Genomic DNA, 19,494 nt, shown 5'->3' with positions numbered 1-19,494 from the left:
TGTTTAAAGGGATACATTCAAGCCTAAGGTATAATATCGAGGTGTAGGACCGTCATTCTGCGGATCCCAATAATTCCAGACTGGTGCATACACCGCTGCATTGTTCACATTGGCATACACTTTAAGATTTCTCACTTTCATGCGTTCGGATAAGGTCTTTGGTAGGGAATAGGCTAAAGACACATTATTCAAACGAATAAAACTGTTTTTCCAATAGACGTTGAAGCTGGTTCCGTTGGCACCGCTTCCCAGCCGTGCATAGTCGTTTGTTGGATTTTCCGGTGTCCAGTAGGGTTGGATGTAGGATGTGGAACGCATAAAGCCAACACTTCCAGGGTTGTTCTTTGCTTGATTGAATTGTTTCTGCTGCCCCCAATTGGAAATCAGCTGAAAAGAGAAGTCTATATTTTTGAATAGATTGAACTCATTACGAAGCGACCAGGTAAAGCGGGGCGAGCGATAACCAATAAATTGTTTATCATCGTCATTGTACACATAATCACCATTGACATCCTCAAGCTTGAAATCTCCAGGACGAATGCTCGCCTTAGTGTACTTTTTAGCCTCTTCAACCTCATTTTCTTGCCATACACCCAATACCTTATAATCCCAGATCACATCGATATCCTGTCCAATAAACCAACCGTTTCCAGGGTCATCATTCGGAGTTGCCAGACGTGAAATCTTATTCCGGTTTAAGGAAAGAATAAAATTAGAGTTCCATTTGACATTCCCATCGACTATATTGCGACTAGTCAAACTGAGTTCGAGTCCTTTATTTTTCACCTCTGCCAAGTTGGAATAAACAAATTGGTAACCCGATACACTGGAAAGCGACTGTTTGACCAAAAGATCATTTGTCTTTTTGCTATATACATCGACCGATCCACTGATCCGGTCTTTCAAGATCGAGAAATCCAATCCTGCATTGAGTGAAGTGGTTTGCTCCCATTTGAGGTTTTCATTACCCATGCGCGAACCGATTACAACCGTATTGACTTCTGCCGGCGTGCCATTGGCATCAACTGTCTGATATTTGTTGACCGTCAACTGAGATAACGCGGCATAAGGATCTACAGTTCCATTATCTGGATTACGCAGATCGCGATTACCATTGATTCCATAGGAAAGCCGCAGTTTACCGTAGTTGAGCCAGGAGATATTTTTCATGAAAGATTCTTCTGTAAAGGTCCATGCTCCTGCCACTGCTGGGAATGTCGCTCTTTTACTGTTTACCCCAAATACCGAGTAGCCGTCTCTACGCACCGATAGCGTTAAATTATAGCGATCCATGAGGCTATAATTAACGCGAGCCATCAATGCATCGCCGGTATAGACCTTGTCTTCACTATTGACTGTCGGCAGATTTCCACTCGCCAAGTTATGGTACCCTAAATAGTCTCCCGGCACAAATCCTTGATTGGCAGCCTGTGTCCACCAGGTCTGGTATTTTTCCGAGTTTGCCAAAAGGGTTACATCTACTTTATGGATTTCAGCAAATTTGCGATTCCAGGTCAAGAGATTGTCGATCTGCCAATTGTAGCGTGTTTCCTGATCGCGACTTGCCGAACCACCCGCAATGGTCACATTCGGATTTGCGGAGGAGTTATGGTTGAAGGTGCGATACATATCTACCCCAGGACTAAAATTAAATTGATAGCTAATGCCAAAGGGCAGATTCACTTTTGCAAAGAGACTTGCAAACAGTGTATTCTGTTTATTCATCCGGTCATTATAGGTCATATTCAAGAAGGGATTGCGCGCATTCAAGCCACTATCATCGGTAGGTATTCTTCTCAATGTGCCGTCGGCGTTATATTTATCACCATAAGGAGACAGATTTGTCAACTGTGCCCAATCGGCTTCAATTGCCCCCTCGTCACGATCAGCATACTGTACATTGGCCCCCATGCGCAAAAAGTTCGTCACTTTTCCCTCCAGATTTAATCTAGCCCGGAATGTACTGAACTCACCGCCTTCAATCAGGTTCTGATTTTTATTATATCCGACGGACATGTAATAATTGACATCTTCTTTTCTCCCACTCATGCTAACGGTATGGTCTTGACGAATCCCGGTCCTAAAAATATCGTCGTACCAATCAACAGTTTTCCCCTCTTTATAATTAGCGATTTCATTTCCGACCAATCCCAATCTAGCTAACCAAAGATCCACAGGATCTGCGGTATTACTTCCTCCCGACAGCCATTGATCATAGGTTACATCAGCAGGAAGATTGCGCGGATCGTCATAAAAATAAGAAGGTTTAGTTCCTCCAGCACGACCAACATCTGCCCGCCATTTGAGAAAATCAGGTCCATTGTATACACGCTGATTCTGCGCCAGTGTTGCTAAACCCCAATTGGTATTGGCGGTTAGCACAGGCTTATCGCTCGTTCCTTTTTTGGTGGTGATAGCAACAACACCTGTCGCAGCTTTCGCTCCATAAACGGCCAATGAACTTGCATCCTTCAATACATCTATGGTCTGTATATCATTGGGATTAATATCAGAAAGCTGTCCGTTATAAATAATTCCATCCAATACGATCAAGGGAGACGTCGAAGCACTAAGTGTCGTTTTACCACGTACCAAAAGGTCTCCGCCGCCCTTTGCTGAGGTGTTTTGCGAAACACTTAAACCCGCAATATTACCTTTGAGTAGGTCGGAAACGCTCTGTGGATTTTCATTTTCCAGCTGCTCGGCTTTTACGCTGGCAATTGATCCAGTGACATCCTTTCGGGAGGCTGTTCCATAACCGATGACAACAACTTCGGTCAATTCGGTATTGCCCGAGTCCATGGTTATATTCAACGTTGTCTGTCCATCGACATCCTGCTCCTTATTCAGAAAGCCTACACTTGACAATACAATCGTAGACTTAGGGAAGACCGAAATTGAGAATCTCCCTTGGTCATCTGTTATCGTTCCACCAGAACGATTTTTTAATTTGATAGACACTTGTGGAATTGGCTTCCCTTGGCTATCCACCACAGTGCCGCTGACTGTCCGATTTTGTGCATTTGCCATATAAGTACAAGCAAGTACACTTGAAATCAAGAGCGTTAATTTTTTGGCCATAATTTATGGGAATTTAGCGTTGAAATAATTGTTAATTGGTTTATTATGGAGGCTAAATTAATTCGATCAAATCAAAAAAACAACTAAAATAACACATAAACAACTGTAAATTAATTAGTTGTAAAAAATTATAATACACTTAAATCTCAAGTACGCCAATAAGTAACTGACTGAATCACAAAGTTTATCCTATATAATGGTCTAAAGCTGTAATACGGTTAATAAGCAATAAACTTTTTAGCATTTTTTTCTCTTTGGAAAAAGAATCATAGTGCAAACTGGAGCCCGCTGGATCTTAACCAATCAATAGTTTGCCAAAACAGCAGTCCGAGAGACCATCCTGAAAGCGATCTATTTTTGCCCATACATGTATATGGCAAAATATATTCGACTTTTAAGTTAACGTTTGAAATACTATATTCGCCATTTAAAATAATTAACCAATGAAAAGAATATTTTTAATGGCACTTACCTGTTTAGGTATGCAAGCGTTATTTGCGCAAGAAACTCCCTCAGCAGTCTCAAAAGGAAAATGGATGGTCGAGACAAACCTTTCTCCACTGACAGGCCTCTCTACCTCTGGCTTTAGTTTTTACTCCAACAATGGCGCCCGAGTTTGGTCTGTAGGAGGTGAGGCAGGCTATTTTGTACAAGATAGACTTGCAATAAAAGCAGGACTAGGTTTTTCTGGCCAAAAGTATACATTCGATATCGATGGCCAAAATATCGAATTAAATGCTACACATTCGTTTATTTATAAAGGTGGGTTGAAATATTATATCATCAATCAGTTGCCGGTACAGGTAGATCTGGGCGGGATTAATAGCGGTGGCGAGAATGCTTTTATTTTTGGTGGACAATTGGGGTATGCATTATTTGTTAAAGAAAATATTGCCATAGAACCAGCAGTACGTTATGATCATGGCTTGAATGACAATGCGGATGGCATCAATGCTTTTAGTGCACGGATAGGTTTTTCATTGCATTTCTAAGTTTTCTGTATTACTAAGGCTAGTTAAAAAAACAAAAAAGGGGAAATGATTATTCTCATCATTTCCCCTTTTTTGTTTTAGTATCCTTTGGCTGTTAATGGATCCCTTTGAAAATCCTATTCCAACGTATTTTGGAAAGTCCATTGCCGTCCGCATTCCAGCTCATCCAGGTAAATAATGCTTTTCCGACGATATGGTCCTCAGGAACGAATCCCCAGTCCCTGGCATCGAGCGAATTGTGTCTATTATCTCCCATCATCCAATAATAATCCATTTTAAAGGTGTAAGAATCCGCTTTGCTGCCATTTAGATATAATCCGTCAGCTTTCTTCTCGAGGCTGTTATGCTCATAGACCTGAATCGCACGGCCATAAAGTGGTAAAGTCTGTGCGTTTAATGGCACAGTCATCCCCTTCTTTGGAATAACAAAGGGACCAAAATTATCATAATTCCATTTGTACTGGGGATCATTTGGAAAAGTATTTTCTTGGGCCACTCCCGGTTTTTCCAAATTCATTTGCATGGATTTGATATTAGACCAAGATTTCACCATTTCAAACTGTTTTTCCGTCAAAAAGATCTTATACAGTCCTGGCTGAATTGCGGAGACTTCTATCCCCATATCTTTCAGGCGTTGTTCGTCGAGACCAGTTTCATCTGTTATTACAGTATAATCCATCTGGCTTTCCGGAGCTACAAAACCTGGTTGATCATTCACAAACAATACCCCCGCATTCATACTGATTTTATCTCCGGGCATTCCCACACATCGCTTAATTAAATGTTCCCTCTTGTCCACTGGGCGTGTCTGGATCGTAAATTGTTGATGAACGGCTTCGCGGCCCATCATTCGGACCAGATCATAATAGGGCATATCTTGATTTTCCACAGCGACAGTATCCCCTGCCGGTGCATTAAAGACAATAACATCGTTTCTTTTAATCTCCTGAAAGCCCGGCAATCGTTTATAGGGAATTTTAATCAGTTCAGAAAATGCCTTTCCACCGATCAATGGCATCGTGTGGTGCGCAAAAGGAAATGCAATAGGTGTATTTGGGATACGTGGGCCGTAATTCAGTTTACTGACAAAAAGATAATCCCCAATGAGGAGAGACTGTTGCATAGACCCCGAAGGAATCATAAATGCCTCCAATAAAAAACCGCGAATCAGGGTCGCTGCAACAGTTGCAAAAACGATCGCATCGGCCCATTCACGTACCATCGATTTTTTATAGGGGTATTTAATTTTATATTCGGTGTAGGATTCTCTTAAAACCTTTAATTTCGTCTCTTCGTTCAGCTGAGTTTCCCCAGCCATAGCTGTTTTTAAATTTTTCGTATACAGCCCATTCAAAAATTTAACGTTTTTATCTTTACCCCAAAGTGGCAAAACAATAAACGGAACCAATACAGCAGCACAGTTCTCCCAGAATTCTTCTTTTTCCAAAACAATGAATAAAATCAAGATAAAGGTTATAAAAGACAAAAACATTGACAATCGGCACAATCAATAGAATGAGATGCCAGGTCTTCTTGCCCAATATTTTCGATTGAACCCATTGACTATAAATAGGGACAACTCCCTCCCAGCCTTTACGTCCTGCTTTTTCAAATAACATCCAGAAGCCGTAGGCGGCGACAATGGTCAATACAATAAAGATGATAAGTATCATAAATTCGTTTTAACTGCAGCTCAGTGGTTAAATTATTAATAAATAAACAATCGCTCTTTTGATTCCGGAGCGCTCTTCGCCTTTTGTAATTCGTTATATCGCATGATGTATCTAATAAAAAGATCATAATCATACTTTTTTTCATTTTCAAACTCAGCAAATAATTCCGGTTCGTCATTAATCAACTTACCAAACGTAATTGGTCTTTTCTTTTTCACATCGCTAAATAACCCGTTATGATTGCTATTTATTTCAATGACTTCTCCGGTCGTTTTTTTCAATGCATAGGCATGTTTATACTTATTGACCATAATGCTACCCATTGTACCTCCGCCACCACCGATAGCTATACCAGCCCCCCCACTGACTTTTGTTTCTGAAACATAATACGCAATAATCTCCCCATCAGCCAGCACTTCTGCAAAAGTGGGTTCCTCACTGAGCCCTTTCTGAATTCTATACATCTTTGGAGAAGTTCCTGGCACAACTTCTAATCCGTCTTCCACGTAAGAGGGTGCATACACCTTCTTTTTGGATTGCCAATATGCCCGATATACATCGCCGGGCTCAAAAATTACCTTTTCTTTCTGTTGATTCTCAAATTTCAGTTTGCGATCCTTAATAGAAGAGATCTTTCCATAAAGGGTATCTGCGTTCATAAGAACTACGTAATCCAATTTTTTTGCGACTTCCTGTGCTTTGGCTCTGATCGATATGCCTACGCAGGAAGAAAAAATTAGAACAGCTAAAATTGATATGGCTTTCATTTGAACATGTATTTGTCAATAACTTTCGTATGAACCTAAGTTGACTGTATTCATTATCTACTTGGCATTCCCCATCCAAGCTTCGTGTAAAACTACATAAAAATATGAAATTCAAACCGCAACCATCGAGTTTTAACGTTTGTTAGCATTTTGGCCTAAAAACGTGGTTTCTTACCATGTTTAGCACATCTACCTAAATTCCTCCTGATCCGCAAGCACCAGTAGCGCCCCATATAAAAGTAAAAAATAAAGCCACATCACCTAAAAGTGATGTGGCTTACCAGATTGCTCAAGCAATAACTTTAACTTTTATATTTACTTTCAAATGCTGACGATGCTTTATTGACACCATTGCTCATATTTTCAAATGCTTTGTTGATATTATCAAGCAGAGTCGATTCTGCCGCTGCATCAGGTGTTTTATTTTTACGGATCTCAATCAATTTCGGATAATCTTCCGTAACAATCTTTTTATACCCTTTCAGACCATCGAGCACTGCTTTTTGGAATGTCGCATCGCCTTTAAAATCACCCAGATCTTCTACTTTTTTAATATCCTCATCTAAGGACTTATCCCAAGCTGTCCGAACCTCTTCCGCTTTCGCATAATCGGAACTACTCATCGCCGCATTCATATCCGTAATATGTTGCTCACTTCCATTAATTACCGTAATAATCGAGTTGTTGTATGTTGCTGGATCTTTTTCTCCCGAACCACAACTTGAGATAGTCAGAACCGCTGCGGTCAACATACCTGTAATCATTTGTTTAATCATTGTTAATCTATTTTATCGTTATGTATTATTGTTTACCACTCATTTACACAAAGATAGCCTACAAAACAACGAGATTTCATCACGGAAATCAGGGATTTCCGTGACTTATTGTAACCTATGCGAAGTTTACTTGTTTACGGAAGTTACTGTTGCCATTGCGTAGATCAAAACGATCTGCAAGTTGATCCGCTAATTTCCCATAATGTACAGCCAGTTCACTTGCTGTATAGCTGTTTTTCCCTTGAAAAAGGTTATGCTGATTACCGAGTTCAAGCACAAAAGATTCATGCGGAGCAAAATTTTTCATCGCTTCACATATGTAGCATGCCAATTGAAACATGGACCTATTTTCGGGACCATCAGCCCAAGGTAAAAACCGTTCGATCCATTCTTTGGCCTTACCTAGATCGGTATAGGAGAAATAAGTCGCCAATTTAATAACCGATATTAGGATCGCAGAATCCTTTTCTTTTTTAAACACCTCCTTTTCTGCCAGCTCCGCCATGCTATTTGCCTGTTCAACATCGCCATGCTTGTAACCTTCATAAGCAAGATTTACGGCCGTACGCAAAGGCACATGTGCACAGGTGAATTGCCCTTCAATTAGCGGCAATGCTTTCTCAACTGCAGGGGCATATCCTTGCTTCAATAAAATTGCAGCAACTTCTGCGTCCATTTCACAGGCTTCACAGTCGCTCATATCATCTCTTTGCAAAGCATTTACATTTTTCAGTGCCTGCTCGATAGCCGCAAGATCTTTTTGTGCCAGGGCATCGCTTAGCTCCTCATTGTATATGGCCCGCTTACCGTAACCATTACGGATCAAGCGTTGTTCAAAATCACGCAAAGCGGCTTGGATCTGTTCACGGCTGACAGCAGGATTATCATATAATTCGGACATCATCCATTTGTATTGCCACAAGAAATCTTCTTCGTTAAAGAGCTCCGGGTTTTCGTCATAAGCCTGCAATATCCAAGCAAAAGCTGGTAAAGATTCCGTTGAAAAAGCGAGATCAATCTCTTCGCTGATTAAATCTAAACGAAGGTCATATCCCCATTCAATATCTTGATTTTCATCTGCAATCCGAATAGCCTGTGTCAATAGATTGACTTTCTCCAACGTATTGTCTACTCGCGCGACCTGATTGCGAAGTTTCTGAATTTTAAGTGTATACATCTATTTACTCTCTACTTTTAATGAATTATATTTCCTTTATAAATAAGCTCCTCCATCGACGGAGGAGAAAATCTTCAACGATCTTAAAGATTCACAAAATTATCCAGTCCCATTACAATAAGGTTTTTCAGGGCATCATTCATGACCTTCATTTCACGCTCCTGTATAGGGTATTTGCCCAAAATAAGCGCTTGCACATAAAGCACTTCCATGACTGAACGAAGCATGTAGGCATCTTTAATATCCATCAGCGTGATGATAAGTGCATTGTCTGCATTTAAGCATAAAGTATTCTGGATCTTATTCGGCCTAGCTGTCTTGAGTACCTGTGCAAAAGGATTTGCATTTTCCTTCAATTGGCTAATTGTATTCTGCACATTATTTTGATCCATTTTAGTAAAAATAGCCGGCGTATCGACTGGTTTAAACCGTCGGATTTCCAACTGGCAGTTGTAGTCGTCCAAAATGCGCTGCACATCTTGCTTAAAAGAAACAAATTGATCATGCTCGTTTTCATGTACAGGCTGAAATGTTCCCAGAAGCTGATTTGGCGACATCTCTGCAATGTTATATTCGGAATATCGCTGTTTGATCTTACGGAGCAATTCCGTATCAAAGGTATAGGAAGCATTAATAAGAAGCATGTCCTGCGTATCAGCCATGCGGTCAATCTGTTTGAAGTCCTCAAAATCCGCACAATAATAGAGCTGTTGTTGATGATCGATGATATTTTGAAAGCTGCGTTGTCCACGGTTGGTTTCAAAAGGGATATCTGCCAAAAAGATGTCCAGGAAGTCCGGATCTTCCAACGCGAAAGCTTTTAGATGCAGATAATGTGTCTGAATAATGCGCAAATAAATATCAAAATCAATCTTCTTCACTTGTTGCAGGTAAGTTTTCAGCACAGCTGCAATTTCTTTTCGCGCCAGTCGAAGTACATCATTTTTCATGAGAGACTCACGTGATGCTGTGGCACTAAGCTCCTCCGTATTAACAAGCATCCGCACAAAAAACGCCCAATTAGGTAAGATAGACTGATCTTCTTCAGCGAGGAACATCCGTTTCAGGTAAATGCGGTGACGCTGTTTATTGCTAAATTGCGTGCGGAAAGGTAAAATATACAACACGCCTTTTGCCTTACCCGCAGTAGTCTCAAATGGAATTGCATCCAAAAAGCTGACATGGAAAAGTTCTTTTCCTATAGCTAGCAGATCTGTTTTTGAAACTGATGACGAAAGCCATTTGGGCTCTTCTTTATGAACGATCTTTTCGGTATCTCCTACTACTATTGCAATGGACTCTCTCAGTGCGTCTCCATAAAATTTTATTTTTTTCTCAAAATAGTCCGCTTCAAAAATATAGTTATATTGTTTTTTGGGCGTAAGGATAACCCGTGTTCCGACAGGAATATCTTCGTTCAGGCGCTCAATTTTATAGTCCCCTTCAGCTCTTGCCGTCCAGCGCAAGGGTAGCTGTTCAAGTGCCGATTTTGTTTCCACGATAATCTCATCGCTTACCACAAAACAAGAGAGCAGCCCAATGCCGAACTTACCAATAAAGTCCTTCGCATCCTTAATATCCTTGCTTTTCGAACTCTCCCCAATAACCGACAGAAATTGGTGGATGTCGGCTTCCTTAAGTCCTATTCCATTATCTTTGAATATAAACTTCGACTGCTCAGCGCTTGGTAACTCTATCGTTATTTTGCCTTGATGCTGTTCATCCAGATGTTTTAAGGCTGTAATTGCATCCACCCCGTTTTGAAGAAGCTCGCGCACAAATGTATTGGGATCGCTATAAAGGTGCTCCGAGAGCAGTGCGATCATTCCTTTCAGATTTACCTGAAATGAATAAGATTTTTCTTCTTGCATGTTATTCTTACGTTCTCGTTTTCTTTGTCAATCGGATAGCTTCTTCATGTCCATTATCGGCCGCCCTTTCAAACCATTCCAGGGCCAGATCTTCATTTTCCTCTACCCCATCCCCCATGAGATAACAGTTGGCCAGCTTAAATTGTGCCTCAGCATGATCGGCATCAGCGGCCTTCATCATCCATTCTACACCGTCCTGAAGATCCATCGGTATACCTTCTCCGTCCAGCAATTGCACACCAACAAAGTAACAGGCATAAGGATTTCCTTGTTGTGCGATTTCAATAAAGTGCTCATAAGCAACCGTTTTATCGATCTCTGTTCCTATTCCAAAATAATAACATCTGCCCAATCGGTAGATTGCTTGCTGATTTCCTTGCGCTGCGGCTTGTTGATAATACCCGAATGCTTTGGCTGGCTGTACCTCCACTCCGATACCAAACTCATAACACATGCCCAAGCCCTCTGACAGCGATCCCAGTTTTTCGGCACGCGTGTAGTAATCAAAGCCTTTGTCATATTCTTCCCGCTGATCATAGTCGAAGAAAAAATAGTCTCCAAGCAGTAACAGCGCTTCACCAATGTTTTTTTCCGCTGCCTGCTCCAACAACTGGAGCCCCAGGGGCACATCCTTTTGCACCAGCCCGTTCAGATAATATCTCCCCAATACGCAAATCGCATAAGGAAAACCGAGGTCAGCGGCTTTTTTGATATAATCCTGTGCTTTAAAAGTATCGATGTTTAGTCCATAGCCATATTCATAACAGAGCGCAAGATCCGTCAAAGCCTGCACATGGTTTCGATCGGCAGCCTGCTGATATAAAGCCACCATTTTGTCCAGATTTATGTCCGTGCCGATTCCGCCACGATAACATCGCGCCAGTTCATACATACAATTTACCTCCTGCATTCCCGCCCCGGTTTCAAACGCCGTAAACGCGGCCAATGGTTCAGGAGTACCAGACTGGTGATAGTCATTTGCCAAATAAATACCTTTCAGATAATAGGCATAAGGATAGCCAAGATCTGCCGCACGCGAGAAATAATCGAACGCTGATTTATAATCCGGTTCAGCTTTTAATTCACTGGCCAAGCCCATTTCCGTAAGCGCAGTCGCATTGTTATAAGACGCCGCTTCTTCAAAATAGGGCAATGCAGCTGCCAGATCAGGTTCTTCACCATGGATTCCATATTTTAGGTATCGCCCAACTTGATATAAAGCTTGTGGCAATTTATCCTTTGCAGCATCTTGATAATAGGCAAATGCGGCTTTATAATCAGGACCTATTCCATCGTAGCCAGATTCAATCAGATTACCTAAACGCAATTTGGCGTACGCTATATTTTTTTCTGCCATTACCGTGAATCTCTGGAAGGCCGATTTTTCATCTCTTGGCACAAATCGGCCTTCCAGTAGGATTTCAGCAAGTTCAACCTGTGCTTCCACATAATCATATTTTTCGTCGAGCAAGTACAACAGCGACAGTCCCCGTTCGATATCCTGCAGCGTATCATGATAGAGATACAGACAGGCAAGACGATAGCCCGCATAATTGTTATTATAATCATAGGCTTTCTGGAAATACTTCAGGGGTTCCTCATAATCCTGTTTTTCCAGTTTATCGCTACCCAATGTCTGAAGTTTGATTAGTGCAATCTGCACCGCAGCGTCCATCATGCCATATTCAAATAATTCTTGATATTCCGGTATGAGCAGTTCCAGTTCGCCCAAGGAAGTTGCCTCCGCACGTTTTATTTCATTGAGGACAAATCTGCAATAGCGGGAGTCTGCCACAGCGATTCCCTCTTCCAGCATGTCCAGACGTTTGTCCTTATTATCTTTACGTGAATAGTAAAACTGCAGTGCTTCATAGTAATGGCGTAGTAATTTTCTATCCGACGAATGCTTAAGTACTTGAATACGGTCAAAGACTTCTTCAAACTTATCCGTCCAGACATCCAGATGGGCATCATAAGCGATTGCCCAGAGATCTCCGCCGAGGGCGAGCGCATCCAGCTCAGCTTTCGCCGTATCCCGGTCTATATCTGCCAATGCACCTAGATAGTTGTAATATAAATAAAGAGGTCTTGCCAATTTAACGCCTGCATCCGTTCCTTTCTTTAAGTAAAAGGACGTCTTTTCTTTATCGACAACATCTCGACGACATAAAATATGCTGCAAACCCAACTCCACCCATGCATCAGAATTTATAGTCGCATAGCGCTCCAGTATTGTTCGGACTTTATCAATAAAAAAAGTATAATCAACATCATTCAAGTATACATTTGCGGCAAAATCAGTTCCTTTTTCAAATAATGCATCGTAGAGCTCAGCCGCAGCCGGCTGATGCATATTGCATTCAAAATAAGCCAGAGCATCAAACCACACTTCGGGTGTAAGACGTTGAGAAAGATCAACTGTCAATTGATATTCAGCGGATTGCAATTCAGCAACTTTATTGGAATATTCTTCACTTAACTTCATATATAATCGTTTGTAATACTTGGTAAAATACGTTTTATATCGCCTTTAAGGCGCAAAAAAACAACAAAAACTCTGCCACTGTATGAGGTGATGCAAGTCAATTTCATTAAAACAAACGCAACCTTATTGCTTTTAAGATCTTTTTACCTATATTTGTTGCAACTAAATTGCAACAATAACATTAAACGAATCGAATCCGCAGCAGATGAATAGGTATATCATGTTTTCACTTATCGCAGCACAATACATGTTTTTCCCTTGTTTCGGCCAGGAAAAGAGCATCCAGCTCAAGGAAGTAAAAGTCGGCGGGAGACGCTATCAGCGCGCGGCGGAAGGAATTTTATCCATTGACATCTTAAATGCCGATTCCATACAAAAATATCAGGCCGGAAGTTTAATGCAGACCTTGAGTCGACTTCCTGGTGTAAATGCCATTGGCATCGGTCCCAATCAGTCCAAACCGCAGATCAGAGGTCTTGGATTTAACCGTGTAGCTACGGTAGAAAATGGCATTAAACATGAAGGCCAACAATGGGGATTGGATCATGGATTGGAAATCGATCAATTCAGCGTCAGCAGTGCCGAGGTACTCAAGGGCTCAAGTTCATTTCTGTATGGATCAGATGCGATAGGTGGTGTCATCCGCCTATTACCGCCTACTGAACTCCCGGGAGATGGCTTTAAAGGCAATCTTTATGTACTGACAAAATCCAACAATGCCACCTATGGCGGATCTTTTCACGCACAGGGCAGAAAAGGACACTGGGTCTTTGGCGGGGGCTTCACACATTTAGATTACGCAGATTACAAAGTACCCACAGACACTGTCTATGTTTACAATTATGCCGTACGTCTAAAAGATCGTCATGTACGCAATACCGCGGGACGAGAAACGCATTTTCAACTGCGGAGTGGCTATATTTCTGATCGTTTTTCTTCCATTCTATACCTGAGCAATTATCACACAAAACTTGGTTTTTTTGCCAATGCGCATGGTCTGGAACCTCGAGGTGTTGACACCGCTTTGTATGACAAATCTAGCCGCGACATCGGTTTTCCGAGCCAGACCGTCAATCATCTGAAGTTGATTAACCGCAGCTTTATCGACTGGGATAAACATAAGCTATGGATTGACCTCGGATATCAAAAAAACTACCGGCAAGAATATAACAATTACACCGCACATGGCTATATGCCCCCCGTCTATCCACAAGATATGACCGTGCCGATCTATTTGGAACGACTGTACAACAAGCAGATCTACAGTATGACCCTTAAAGACCAATTTTCATTAGCGAAACACCGCCTGACCATTGGTGCAAATGGGGATTACCAAGACAACCGGATTGACGGATGGAGCTTCCTGATCCCATCCTATAGACAAAAAGCAATGGGCCTATTCGCTTATGATCAATATTTACTAGATGATCGTACAACGCTATATGGCGCATTGCGGTACGATTACAGCCATATTCATACTTCATCGTATCAAGATTGGTTCGATTCGCAACTGGAAGGCAACCAGACAGCAAGAATTGTCAGGGCATCCGAGCTCAGCCGCAGTTTCAACAGCCTCGTCTGGTCTATCGGGGCAGGACGTCAATTTGGTTCTGTAGAAACAAAAATCAACCTAGGCAAGAGCTTCCGCGCTCCTATCGCACAGGAGCTTGGCGCCAATGGTGTTAATTATCATTATTTCAGTTATGAAAAAGGGAATGGATCATTATCACCCGAACAGTCCTATCAGCTGGATTTATCATTGACATGGAGTGCTAAAAAAGCCTCTGCGGCCTTGACGCCATTCTTTAATTACTTTTCCAACTATATCTATCTCAATCCCACATCGCGCTACGATCAGTACTATGGGGCCGGCAATCAAATATTTGAATATACAGAAAGCCGGGTACGCCGCTATGGGGCTGAACTCAAGGTAAGCTACCAGCCTTTGAAACAATGGAAAGTAGAGTTATTGGGTGAATATCTCCGTTCAGAGCAGCTCTCCGGCGCAAAGAAAGGCTACACACTTCCTTTTTCTCCGGCGCCATCCATTTTAATGGATCTCAGCTGGGCGGCAAAAAATAGCAAGCATTTTAAGGATACCTATCTGTCCATCGACTGTAAATGGACGGCAGCACAGTATCATGTCGTTCCTCCAGAGGAATTCACGCCTGCTTATCAAGTCTTTAACTTTCGAACCGGAACACAGGTCAACTTTGCGAAATCTGCCATTCAACTGCGCTTGCAGATTCAGAATCTCTTTGACAAGAAATATATGGATCATACCAGCTTTTATCGTCTGATCGCATTGCCTGAACAAGGGCGCAACTTTATCCTATCGATCGGCGTGCCTTTTGGCTAGAATAACCGAGCACGGCGAGCTCATGAATACCGATTAAACATACACAAATGAATAACTATTTAAAAATGAAACTATTTAATATGAAAGTACTTCAAAAATATACCCTCATTGCGGTGTTATTTGTCATGGCTGCCGCCTGTAAAAAAGATAAGGAAAGCATTGATACTGAAAAACCGACCATTGTCATCGATTCCGACACTGCTTTCCCCAAACAATGCAGCACAATTAAACGGGGCACAAGCTTTACCTTCCGCAGCACACTGGCCGACAATGTAGCCCTGGGAAGCTATAGCATCGATGTCCACCATAATTTTGACCATCATTCGCATAGTACGGAAATTGGCGAGTGCACGGTAGAGGCGATCAAAACACCCATCAAACCCTTTGTATTGGTTAAAACAGTCAATATCCCGGGGCAGCCGCAGCAATATAATGCCGAATTACAGATCGATGTACCGGCCGATATCGACCCGGGTAACTATCATTTTATGATCCAGGTAACCGATCTAGCTGGCTGGAGCACTCAAAAGGGAATCAGCATCCGTATACTCGAGTAATACCATACATATTTATCAACTAAATTTTTAAATCCATTTTACATGAAAACTAGAAACATTCGCTTCTTCTTCCTGTTAAGTACTATTCTTTTAGGTTTCCTATCCTCCTGTAAGAAAGACAACGAAGAAATTCCAGCACTTGCAAAACCCCAGATAGGCACACTTGAAATCGGCAGTGGGAACAATAAAACAGTCAAAGCGGGATCTGATCTTCATCTTGAAGGTGACCTTGTCGCCGAAGCACTGATTGCTAAAATAGAAATTGAGATTCATCAAGAAGGTGGTGGTCAGTACAAGTTTACAAAAGCCTATACCGAAGGGAAATATATCGGCGTAAAAAATGCGACATTCCATGAACACATTGATGTTCCTGCAGACGCACCAGCTGGAGCGTATCATTTTCATTTTACAGTCACCGACAAAGCAGGAAATGCAACGACCGTTGAATCACCATTGACCATAGAAGGTTCAGATGCCAAAGTTGCTTACAAACTTGTTTTTACGGAAGTAGCCGGAGAAGCTCATGGAGACCATTTCCATGATCTGGCTGATAAAGACAAGGTCGAACCCATCTCGATCAGCTTTGACGAAAAGGGAACGGCATTGGCCGGAGGACATGCCCATATCAACCCAGAAAGTATCTATAAAATTGAATTCAAACAATTTGATGCTTCTTCTAAAGAGATACAGGGCCAGTACATTAGCAATAAAGCAACGGCGGATTATTACAAAGCATTCCTTACCGGGGGTTCGTTTGTTTTAAATCCCAATAGCAGTACAGGAACTGGTGCCATCTTTCAAACGAAAGAAACTACCTACGGCGATGGTTCTGCAGTCAATGGAGCAATAGAGACAACAGGAATCATCACTTATTTTACTGCTGGAAAAGACAATGAGGGGGAGAAGAATGTCAGCTATATCCTTCGTAAATTTAATGATGCAACAACTAAGGCTAAAGTTACCCGTGCAGACTGGAATCTGTCGGATTACGCGACTAAGTTTGCTGGACAGGATCAGATTAAGCTATCTTTCGAACTCCACGCCGAAATGGGCGAAGACTAGTTAACGCACTTTGCTGGGTATATCGGCAAAAAAAACCTTCATGATTTCACCAGCTCCAGTAGCGATGAAATCATGAAGGTTTATCAATATTCAGGTATTTCAGTCTAATCCCTTACTTTCTCTAGAACATTTCCCTGCGAATCGACGACAAGCTTCCACTCCTCTTTTTGGCTTTTCACTTCAAACGCATAACTCACTTTTTGTTCGGTTGTAATCTTTTTTGCGTCTTCAATGCGATAGCCGGGAAAATCCTTTGTTGCCCGCTCCACTACCCGCTTTGGTAATTCCTTTTTACTGATATCCGTCTTATGTCGCAGTAATTTTCCGTTATGTTGAAACCAAGCTTCTTGGTCTGTACCAAACAAGCCCGTTTCAAACTCAGCCTCATACGTGTCACCCTTCACTTCCCACTCTACTTTTTTGGCTTTGGGAAATTTTTGCTGAAAACTATTCACCACGACTGCGGGAACTTGACTTTGTGGTATATCTTGAGCAACAGCTCCTGTTGTTGTGAGCGCTAGCATAAAAGCACTCCAGATCAATTTACAGTTCATGATTCTTTTCTTTAGTGTACTACAAAGTAACCAAGCGAATCTGTAAAGATTTGGGAATACTAGCCTGCTACTGGGAAGCATTTTTTAAGGATGCATATTTACCTGGAAACTATGCTGATTATTTTCGTAACGGTAGATGATCACAAAACCATAAAGATGACAGATGGCCTGCACAATGGCCAGTCCCAAGCCTGTACCTTTAGATGCTGTATCTGACTTATAAAAACGTGAGAATACCAGACCGGCATCCAACGCGGTATGCGCACTTGTATTGGAGACCGTCAGTATTTTGTCCGTGATACCGATATTCACTTCGCCACCTTCTCTATTATGAAATAAAGCATTCCGGAGAAGGTTCGACACGACGATGTTGGCCAAAGCACTATCCATGTGCACATGAAGCTGATCCTTCTGGACAACGTTCATTTTTATTTGTTTAAAGTTGGCAATATCCTCAAACTCCACCATCATATTCAGGACAAGCGCATTAAGAGAAAGATCTTCATTCTGTAAGAATTGTTTATTCTCGATTTTACTCAACAGCAACAAGGATTTATTGAGGCGCACAAGCCTTTCGGCAGTGTTTAAGACCTCAGCGATCGTTTCCGACTGTTCTTTTTTCAGTTCTTCAGACTCGGCCATCATTTCCAATTTGTTGATCATAATGGCTAAAGGTGTCTGCAATTCATGCGAAGCATTGCCAATAAACTGTTTTTGCTGCTCATAGGTTTCTTCATTATGGTGGATGAGCGTTGTTACAGCAAGCTGCAGATCTTTAAATTCCTGAATCTTCGTATCCATAGCAGGCTTCTCTTGGGTTTTCCCCAGACGGAATCGTGTCAGTTGATCAAGGAAAGAATATAAAGGTCGCCATAAACGTTCGATCACGATCTTATTGATGGAAACAATACTGACGACCAGTAGCACAAACAAGATGACAACAGAATAAAACAGATTCTTGATCAGATCGCTTTCTTCAATCATTGAATTAATAATGGCCAGTTCATAATAATGGCCCTGATGTTCAAATGCTGTCGTCAGCATTCGAACGGGTTCCAGTTCCGGTTCAGGATCATCATCGTCCTGCATATACAGCATGGTGTCCTTATACACATTTCGCATTTTAAGGGCCTGCTGTTCGGAAATCTCCCGCACTTTATAGTTATTGATTCCAAACTCCAGATCTGGAGCGACGGTGGGATGGGTAGACAGCTCCTGAATAATTAGCCGTTTTTGGTTTTCGAGTTCCTCGTCTATATTATCGTGGATCACCTCCAGCATAAATAAATAGAATACCGTTGACCATAGCGCGATTACGACCAGCACGGAGATGGAGAGGTACTTGAGCGTTTGATTGGCTAATCTCATTTTTCGACAAGTTTATAACCAATTCCATAGACCGCTTCAAAATCAACATCCGCATAGCTAGCCAGGAATTTTTTTCTTAAATTTTTAATCTGTGAATAGATAAAATCGAGGTTATCGGCCTGATCTGTATGATCACCCCATACATGTTCTGCCAATGCACTTTTGCTGACCAGTCTATTTTTGTTCAATAAAAAGTAATTGAGCATATCAAATTCCTTCCTATTTAGTAGCACAAGTTCTTGCGCAATAAACAAGCAGCGTTCGTTGAGGTCCAGGACAACGTTCCCCATCGTCAATGTATTCTTACCGTCGCGTTGTTTCCTGCGCAATACCGCTTTGATCCGAGCATTCAGCTCCGCTATATGAAAAGGTTTGGTCAAATAATCATCAGCTCCAAGTTCGAGTCCCTTTAGCTTATCGTCTAAAGAATCCTTTGCAGATATAATGATCACATTATCGGATTTGCCTTCACTCTTGAGCTGATCCAGGATCTGTAAACCGTTACCACCCGGCAGCATAATGTCCAGCAGGATACAATCATAATCATATAGCGATACTTTTTCTAGAGCCGCTCCATAATCACTAGCAGTCTCCACGGTATATTCTTCCTTAATCAAAGAGGCTTTTACGATTCCCCTTAAATCTTCCTCGTCTTCAATTACCAGTACTTTCATCTTAATTTCCTATTCATAAGAATTCATCCACATCCTTTGCGGTCAATTTTAAATGTAGACAATTCATACATACAATTGTTTATGACAAAGGTAATCTG

Annotated in this window: 15 protein-coding genes; 4 read left to right on the top strand and 11 right to left on the bottom strand. The window is 41.6% G+C overall.

Annotated elements, in window-relative coordinates; translation table 11 throughout:
• Positions 1–3: 3 nt before the first annotated feature.
• Complete coding sequence (locus AB1Z56_RS22120; RefSeq protein ID WP_426790198.1) at positions 4–3,081, bottom strand: SusC/RagA family TonB-linked outer membrane protein; 3,078 nt, start codon at positions 3,079–3,081, stop codon at positions 4–6.
• A 443-nt stretch (positions 3,082–3,524) separates the two neighbouring features.
• Between AB1Z56_RS22120 and AB1Z56_RS22115 the strand changes: the two genes are divergently transcribed.
• Positions 3,525–4,073, top strand: a complete 549-nt coding sequence (locus AB1Z56_RS22115; protein WP_426790197.1) for a hypothetical protein — start codon at positions 3,525–3,527, stop codon at positions 4,071–4,073.
• A gap of 94 nt (positions 4,074–4,167) precedes the next feature.
• Here the strand turns inward: AB1Z56_RS22115 and lepB are convergent, their stop codons facing one another.
• The 7 genes from lepB to AB1Z56_RS22080 all read right to left on the bottom strand — a co-directional run bounded on the left by lepB (position 4,168) and on the right by AB1Z56_RS22080 (position 12,822).
• The gene (lepB, locus tag AB1Z56_RS22110) at positions 4,168–5,520 is read right to left on the bottom strand and encodes a signal peptidase I (protein WP_426790196.1); all 1,353 of its coding nucleotides are present in this window, start codon (positions 5,518–5,520) and stop codon (positions 4,168–4,170) included.
• The gene (locus AB1Z56_RS22105; protein ID WP_426790195.1) at positions 5,447–5,746 is read right to left on the bottom strand and encodes a DUF5684 domain-containing protein; all 300 of its coding nucleotides are present in this window, start codon (positions 5,744–5,746) and stop codon (positions 5,447–5,449) included. The genes lepB and AB1Z56_RS22105 overlap by 74 nt, the downstream gene beginning before the upstream one ends.
• A 35-nt stretch (positions 5,747–5,781) precedes the next feature.
• The gene (locus tag AB1Z56_RS22100; RefSeq protein ID WP_426790194.1) at positions 5,782–6,513 is read right to left on the bottom strand and encodes a hypothetical protein; all 732 of its coding nucleotides are present in this window, start codon (positions 6,511–6,513) and stop codon (positions 5,782–5,784) included.
• A gap of 302 nt (positions 6,514–6,815) precedes the next feature.
• Positions 6,816–7,289 carry an LIC11966 family surface protein gene (locus AB1Z56_RS22095; RefSeq protein WP_426790193.1) on the bottom strand — a complete coding sequence of 158 codons (474 nt, stop codon included), beginning with the start codon at positions 7,287–7,289 and terminating at the stop codon, positions 6,816–6,818.
• Positions 7,290–7,404: 115 nt separating this feature from the next.
• Positions 7,405–8,466, bottom strand: a complete 1,062-nt coding sequence (locus tag AB1Z56_RS22090; RefSeq protein WP_426790192.1) for a hypothetical protein — start codon at positions 8,464–8,466, stop codon at positions 7,405–7,407.
• A gap of 83 nt (positions 8,467–8,549) precedes the next feature.
• Positions 8,550–10,337: an HSP90 family protein gene (locus tag AB1Z56_RS22085; RefSeq protein WP_426790191.1), complete on the bottom strand. Its 1,788-nt coding sequence runs from the start codon at positions 10,335–10,337 to the stop codon at positions 8,550–8,552.
• Between the two features lie 7 nt (positions 10,338–10,344).
• Positions 10,345–12,822 (bottom strand): tetratricopeptide repeat protein, encoded by a 2,478-nt coding sequence (locus AB1Z56_RS22080; RefSeq protein WP_426790190.1) that lies wholly within the window; start codon positions 12,820–12,822, stop codon positions 10,345–10,347.
• Positions 12,823–13,027: 205 nt separating this feature from the next.
• Between AB1Z56_RS22080 and AB1Z56_RS22075 the strand changes: the two genes are divergently transcribed.
• The 3 genes from AB1Z56_RS22075 to AB1Z56_RS22065 are packed head-to-tail and all read left to right on the top strand — an operon-like array spanning position 13,028 to position 16,800.
• Complete coding sequence (locus AB1Z56_RS22075) at positions 13,028–15,181, top strand: TonB-dependent receptor (protein ID WP_426790189.1); 2,154 nt, start codon at positions 13,028–13,030, stop codon at positions 15,179–15,181.
• Between the two features lie 47 nt (positions 15,182–15,228).
• Positions 15,229–15,738, top strand: coding sequence for a DUF4625 domain-containing protein (locus AB1Z56_RS22070; protein WP_426790188.1), 510 nt, complete (start codon positions 15,229–15,231; stop codon positions 15,736–15,738).
• A gap of 42 nt (positions 15,739–15,780) precedes the next feature.
• On the top strand, positions 15,781–16,800 hold the full coding sequence (locus AB1Z56_RS22065) for a DUF4625 domain-containing protein (protein WP_426790187.1): 1,020 nt from the start codon (positions 15,781–15,783) through the stop codon (positions 16,798–16,800).
• A gap of 104 nt (positions 16,801–16,904) precedes the next feature.
• Here AB1Z56_RS22065 and AB1Z56_RS22060 read toward each other — a convergent pair whose 3' ends face one another.
• The 3 genes from AB1Z56_RS22060 to AB1Z56_RS22050 form a co-directional block, all read right to left on the bottom strand.
• Complete coding sequence (locus AB1Z56_RS22060) at positions 16,905–17,354, bottom strand: PepSY-like domain-containing protein (protein ID WP_426790186.1); 450 nt, start codon at positions 17,352–17,354, stop codon at positions 16,905–16,907.
• 84 nt (positions 17,355–17,438) lie between these two features.
• Positions 17,439–18,722 carry a sensor histidine kinase gene (locus AB1Z56_RS22055; protein WP_426790185.1) on the bottom strand — a complete coding sequence of 428 codons (1,284 nt, stop codon included), beginning with the start codon at positions 18,720–18,722 and terminating at the stop codon, positions 17,439–17,441.
• The gene (locus tag AB1Z56_RS22050) at positions 18,719–19,396 is read right to left on the bottom strand and encodes a response regulator transcription factor (protein ID WP_426790184.1); all 678 of its coding nucleotides are present in this window, start codon (positions 19,394–19,396) and stop codon (positions 18,719–18,721) included. The genes AB1Z56_RS22055 and AB1Z56_RS22050 overlap by 4 nt, the downstream gene beginning before the upstream one ends.
• Positions 19,397–19,494 lie beyond the last annotated feature (98 nt).

The sequence above is a fragment of the Sphingobacterium sp. WOUb80 genome (assembly GCF_050058145.1).
Taxonomy (GTDB): Bacteria; Bacteroidota; Bacteroidia; order Sphingobacteriales; family Sphingobacteriaceae; genus Sphingobacterium.
The sequence above is the reverse complement of the archived record's forward strand: the minus strand, read 5'-3'. Positions and strand labels throughout refer to the sequence as shown.